Annotated in this window: 7 protein-coding genes; all 7 read left to right on the top strand. The window is 70.4% G+C overall.

Annotated elements, in window-relative coordinates:
* A partial coding sequence (locus AC1DBQ_RS20930; protein WP_476930340.1) for a hypothetical protein occupies window positions 1–220 on the top strand: 220 nt, incomplete at its 5' end.
* Between the two features lie 121 nt (window positions 221–341).
* The gene (gene hemQ / locus AC1DBQ_RS20935) at window positions 342–1,088 is read left to right on the top strand and encodes a hydrogen peroxide-dependent heme synthase (RefSeq protein ID WP_476930341.1); all 747 of its coding nucleotides are present in this window, start codon (window positions 342–344) and stop codon (window positions 1,086–1,088) included.
* Window positions 1,085–2,371 (top strand): ferrochelatase, encoded by a 1,287-nt coding sequence (locus tag AC1DBQ_RS20940; protein WP_476930342.1) that lies wholly within the window; start codon window positions 1,085–1,087, stop codon window positions 2,369–2,371. Before hemQ ends, AC1DBQ_RS20940 begins: the two co-directional genes overlap by 4 nt.
* Window positions 2,368–3,366, top strand: coding sequence for a hydroxymethylbilane synthase (gene hemC / locus AC1DBQ_RS20945; protein WP_476930343.1), 999 nt, complete (start codon window positions 2,368–2,370; stop codon window positions 3,364–3,366). The genes AC1DBQ_RS20940 and hemC overlap by 4 nt, the downstream gene beginning before the upstream one ends.
* Before the next feature lie 38 nt (window positions 3,367–3,404).
* Window positions 3,405–4,322, top strand: coding sequence for a uroporphyrinogen-III synthase (locus tag AC1DBQ_RS20950; RefSeq protein WP_476930344.1), 918 nt, complete (start codon window positions 3,405–3,407; stop codon window positions 4,320–4,322).
* Entirely contained in the window at window positions 4,319–5,302 is a 984-nt protein-coding gene (gene hemB / locus AC1DBQ_RS20955; protein ID WP_476930345.1) for a porphobilinogen synthase, read from the top strand. Before AC1DBQ_RS20950 ends, hemB begins: the two co-directional genes overlap by 4 nt.
* On the top strand, window positions 5,299–5,877 hold a 579-nt coding region (locus tag AC1DBQ_RS20960; protein WP_476930346.1), incomplete at its 3' end, for an LLM class flavin-dependent oxidoreductase. The genes hemB and AC1DBQ_RS20960, both read left to right, overlap by 4 nt.

Consider the following 5,877-nt stretch of genomic DNA (forward strand, 5'->3'; position numbering starts at 1 on the left):
ATCGAATACTGCAACGCCCCGGCCCTCCTCCACCGGTTCGAACGCGGCCGGTTCGAAAACAGCACCGGCCGCAGCCGCGGGCCACTCCGGCAGCACGTCGCTGCAGGCCACGTCCGCCGTGGAACCGGCCGGACCGTCCCCGCTGATCGGCTGGGGCATCTGCCTGGTGGCGCTGTCAGTCGGCGCTGGCGTCATCGCTGTCCGGATGCGCAGGAGCTGACAACATCGGGCCGGCCCGGATTCCAGGGCAGTCGCCCCCGACTTGTGAAATAAAGCACTTCTACGCGTTGTAGAAGTGCTTTTTTTCGACTTAGCTGGGGAGAGGAGGCAGACTGKTAACCATGAGCCACACTTCTGCCGAATCTGTCACTAAAACCKGAACGCCCGTCCCCGGAGAGTCAGTCGCCGGGGCATCGGCGCCCGACGATTCAACCGAGCAGTTCTTTACCCTCTGGACCGTTTTCAAGCKGACCGCGGACACCGCCCGCGACGCGGATGCGGCCCCGGACTTCGAGTCCCTCCTGACACGCCTCGCCGACGCCGGCGTGGTCCACCGCGGCAGCTACGACGTTTCCGCCATGCGCGCGGACGCGGACATCATGATCTGGCTCCACGGGCCCAAGCCCGAGGCCCTGCAGCGGGCCGTCCGGGACATCCGCCGCAGCACGCTCTTCACCGGGACCGAGATCGCCTGGTCCGCCATGGGCGTCCACCGCGAGGMGGAGTTCGCCAAGAACCACACGCCCGCCTACTCCCGCGGCGTCGAACCGGCAGAGTGGCTGTGCGTCTACCCGTTCGTCCGCTCCTACGAGTGGTACCTCCTGCCGGACGCCGAGCGCGGCGCGATGCTTCGCGACCACGGCCTCCTGGGCCGCGACTTCCCGCAGGTCATCTCCAACACCGTCTCCTCCTTCGCCTTGGGTGACTGGGAATGGATCCTCGGCCTGGAAGCTCCCGAACTCGTTGACCTCGTCGACCTGATGCGCCACCTGCGCGCCACTGAGGCGCGTCACCATGTCCGCGAGGAAATCCCCTTCTACACCGGCCGGCGCGTCAGCGCCGCCGAGATCGCCGAGGTCCTTGCATGAGCCCGCTGGATCCCCAGGAGACCGCCACKGMGGTGACCGCGGTGAACCCCGTCACCGAGGCGGGCCGGATGGCTCCCAAGGAGTACGACGCCGTCCTCCTCGCGTCCTTCGGCGGCCCGGAAGGCCAGGAGGACGTCATCCCGTTCCTCCGCAATGTCACCCGGGGCCGCGGCATCCCGGACGAGCGGCTCGAAGCGGTCTCGCACCACTACCGCGCCAACGGCGGCATCAGCCCTATCAACCAGCAGAACCGCGCCCTCAAGGCCGCCATGGAGGCCGAACTTGCCACCCGCGGGATCGAACTGCCGGTCTTCTGGGGCAACCGCAACTGGGATCCCTACATCCCGCAGACGCTCCAGGAGATGTACGACGCCGGGCACCGCAAGGTCCTCATGGTCACCACGAGCGCCTACTCCTGCTACTCCAGCTGCCGCCAGTACCGCGAGGACATTGGCATGGCCCTGACCGAAACCGGGCTGGACGGAAAACTCGAAGTGGACAAGGTGCGGCAGTACTTTGACCACCCGGGCTTCGTCGAGCCGTTCATCGAGGGCACCGCCGCCGGCCTGGCCGACGTCCGCGCACAGCTTGCCGCGGCCGGCACCCCCGACGCCCCGGTGCACATCCTGTTTGCCACCCACTCCATCCCGACCCGCGACGCCGAAGCCGCCGGCCGCTCCGAGGGCGAGCCCCGCCACTTCGAGGAAGACTCCGCCTACGTGGCCCAGCACCTGGCCACCGGAACCGAGGTCATCCGCCGCGTCGAGGCCGAGACCGGCCTGACCGCACCGTGGTCCCTCGTCTACCAGTCCCGCTCCGGCGCCCCGCACGTCCCGTGGCTCGAACCCGACATCAACGACGCCATCGAGGAGCTCGCCGGCCAAGGCGTCAAGGGCGTCGTGATCGTGCCGMTGGGCTTCGTCAGCGACCACATGGAGGTTGTCTGGGACCTGGACACCGAGGCACTGGAGACCTGCGGCAAGCTGGGCCTGGCGGCCACCCGCGTCCCCACCCCCGGGACGCACCGGAAGTTCGTCGGCGGGATCGTGGACCTGATTTGCGAACGGACCGCGGCGAACAACATCGCGGACCGGCCCCACCTGASCAAACTCGGCCCCTGGTACGACGTCTGCCGGCCCGGCTGCTGCGCCAACTTCCGCGGCGAAAAGCCCACCATCGCGGGCGCTGACACCAGCATCGGCACGGGCCACGATCCCTACCCCGCCGCAACGCCCGCAGCCGCGGATATGGCGACCCCGGCGGCTGGTCAGGCAACGCCGTGACCGTCCGGATCGGAACCCGCGCCAGCAAACTGGCCCTCACCCAGACGCAGCAGACCGCGGACCAGCTGGCCGCCGTCGGCGGGTTCGCCGTGGAGCTTGTCCACATCCGGACCGACGGTGATGTCCTCACCGGATCGCTGTCCCAGATGGGCGGAACCGGCGTGTTCGTGGCGGCCCTGCGCGACGCCCTGCTGCAGAACGCATGCGACGTCGCCGTGCACTCGCTCAAGGACCTGCCCACCGGGACGGCGCTTGGCCTGACGCTCGCGGCGACGCCGAAACGCGTCGACGTCCGCGATGTGCTCTGCGCCCGCGACGGGCTCAAGCTCGCGGACCTGCCCGCCGGCGCCAGCGTGGGCACCGGTTCCCCGCGACGCGCAGCCCAGCTGCGCGCCGCCCGCCCCGACCTGGACATCCGGGACATCCGCGGTAACGTCGACACCCGGCTCGGACGCGTCCCCGGCCTGCCGGGCAACACGACCGACGCCGTGGTGGACGGCAAGTCCTGCGACCTCGACGCCGTCGTCCTCGCCGCCGCCGGGCTGCACCGGATCGGCCGGCTGGACTCGGTCAGCGAATACCTCGAGACGGACATCATGCTGCCCGCCGCCGGGCAGGGATCCCTCGCGATCGAATGCCGCACGGCCGACGCGCCCCGCAAGGCCGGGTCCACCGAAGGGTCCCAGGGCGTCCTCGCCCAGGCCCTCGCAGCCCTCGACKATCACGACACCCGGCTCGCCGTCACCGCCGAGCGGGCGCTCCTGGCCCGCCTTGAGGCAGGCTGTGCCGCACCGGTGGGCGCCTACGCCTACCGCAAGGGAAGCATGCTGCACCTCGAAGCCGTGGTCTGCGCCGTCGACGGCACTGCCACCGTCCGGGACCGGAAGGCCACCGACGGACTGACCGAGGTCGGGGCCACCCTGCTGGGGATCGAACTGGCGGAAGTCCTGCTGGCCCGCGGCGCCGCCGATATCGCGGACCTGACCGCATCCTGAACCGGGGGATCCAGCGCATTATGGGACGGGACCGCATCATGGGAGGGGACAATGCCCTCAATGAGGGCAGCAGCGGGCMGGCCACCCACGACCAGGGAGCCCTCGCGGGAGCCCGGATCCTGATCGCCCGCAGCCCGGACCGCGCCGGCGAGCTGGTCGCGGCCCTGCGCCGCCTGGGCGCCGAGCCGGTGCTGCTGCCCCTGATCGACTTCGAGGTGGCACGCGACCAGCACTCCCTCGACGTCGCCTTCGATGCCTTGGGCGCTGGCGCCTACAACTGGCTCGTCATCAGCAGCGCGACCACCGTCCAGGTGCTGGAGGCCAAGGCCGCGGAGCGTGGCTCCACCCTGGGCGCCTGGCTTCCCGGCCACGTCCAGGTGGCCACGATCGGCCCTGCGACGCGGCAGATCCTCGAGTCCCGGGGTGTCAGCGTGGACCTCGCACCGACGGCACTGCAGTCCGGCACCGGCCTGCTCGGCGTCTGGCCCGAAGGCCGCAACAGCGTGTTCCTGCCCCAGGCGGACATCGCCGATTCCCGGCTCCGCCGCGGGTTGGAAGCCCGCGGCGCGTCGGTGCAGGCCGTCACCGCCTACCGGACGGTGGACTACCCGGCCGATCCCGGCCTGAGCCTCCCGGCCTGCAGGCCCCCGCTGGAGGAGGCCGACGCCGGGGCGCCGGCAGATGTCCTCACGGCCGCCGACGCGAAACGTGAGATCCGGGCCGGACGGCTCGACGCCGTCGTCGCCGCCTCGCCGAGCGCGGCCCGTCGCATCCACGCGGACCTGGCCCCGCTCGGCGCGTGCCGGTTCGTTGCGATCGGGCGCTCGACGGCGGGGGAGGCGGCCGGTCTTGGACTCACCGTCGCCGCCGTCGCCGAAGCTCCCACCGCGTCAGGCCTCGTCGCCGCCGTCGTMCGCTCCCAACCATCCCAGCATCCAGCGAAGGACAACACATGAGCTTCCCGACCCACCGGCCCCGCCGGCTMCGCACCACCCCCGCCATGCGGCGCCTGACCGCGGAGCACCGCCTCTCCGCTGCGGAACTGATCCTTCCCGCCTTCATCCGCGAAGGCCTGTCCGAGCCCAACCCGATTGCCTCGATGCCCGGCGTGCAGCAGCACACCACCGATTCGCTCAAGCGGGCCGCTGCCGAGGCCGTGCAGCTGGGCGTCGGCGGCATCATGCTGTTCGGTGTCCCCGCCGTCCGGGACGCGCGCGGCACCGCCTCCCTGGACCCTGACGGTGTGCTGAACAAGGCCATCAGGGACGTCCGCGCCGAAGTTGGCGACGAGCTCGTGATCATGAGCGATGTGTGCCTCGACGAATTCACCGACCACGGCCACTGCGGCGTCCTGGACGCCAACGGCTACGTGGACAACGACGCGACMCTGGAAATCTACGGCCAGATGGCCGTCGCACAGGCCGACGCCGGCGCCCACGTCCTGGGCCCGTCCGGCATGATGGACGGCCAGGTCGCCGTCATCCGGCAGGCTCTCGAGGAATCCGGGCACGCCACCACCGCCGTGGTCGCTTACGCCGCTAAGTACGCCTCGGCGTTCTACGGCCCGTTCCGCGAGGCCGTCGACTCGCAGCTGACCGGCGACCGCCGCACTTACCAGATGGACGCCGCCAACCGCCGGGAAGCCATCCTCGAGGTGGACCTGGACCTGGCCGAAGGCGCCGACATGGTCATGGTGAAGCCCGCCATGAGCTACCTGGACATCCTCGCCGACGTCGCCGCCATGAGCCCGGTGCCGGTCGCCGCCTACCAGATTTCCGGCGAGTACTCGATGATCGAGGCCGCCGCAGCGAACGGCTGGATCGACCGCCGGGCCGCCATCACCGAATCCGTCCTGGGCATCAAGCGCGCGGGCGCCAACATGGTGCTGACCTACTGGGCCAGCGAGCTGGCCGGCTGGCTGAAGGAATCCCGGTGAACACCGCGACTGCGCCTGAGCCGGCATCCGGGGAGAACCCCACGGCCCCGGTGGGGCCGGAACGCATCCTCCTTGGCGTGAACACCTTCGGTGACGTCGGCGTTTTCCCCGACGGCCACCCCGTCCMGCACGCCCAGGTMCTGCGGCAGCTCTTGGAACAGGCCGAGCTCGCGGACGAGGTCGGCCTGCACGCCTTCGCCGTGGGKGAGCACCACCGCCGCGATTTCGCAGTCTCGGCCCCGGAAGTCTTCCTCGCCGCGGCGGCTGCCCGCACCAAGCACATCCGGCTCGGTTYGGCCGTCACCGTCCTCAGYTCCGATGACCCCATCCGGGTGTTCCAGCGCTTTGCCACGGTGGACGCCATCTCCAGCGGCCGGGCCGAAATCATGCTGGGCCGCGGTTCGTTMATCGAATCCTTCCCGCTGTTCGGTCTGGATCTGGCCGACTACGACGTCCTCTTCGAGGAAAAGCTCGAGCTCTTCGACAAGGTCCGGGCGCAGAAGCCGGTCCACTGGGAAGGGCGCACCCGGCCCGCCATCAACGGCCTGAGCGTCTATCCGCCTCTGGAACACCAC

The sequence above is a fragment of the Arthrobacter sp. 10T413_2 genome, from assembly GCF_056394205.1.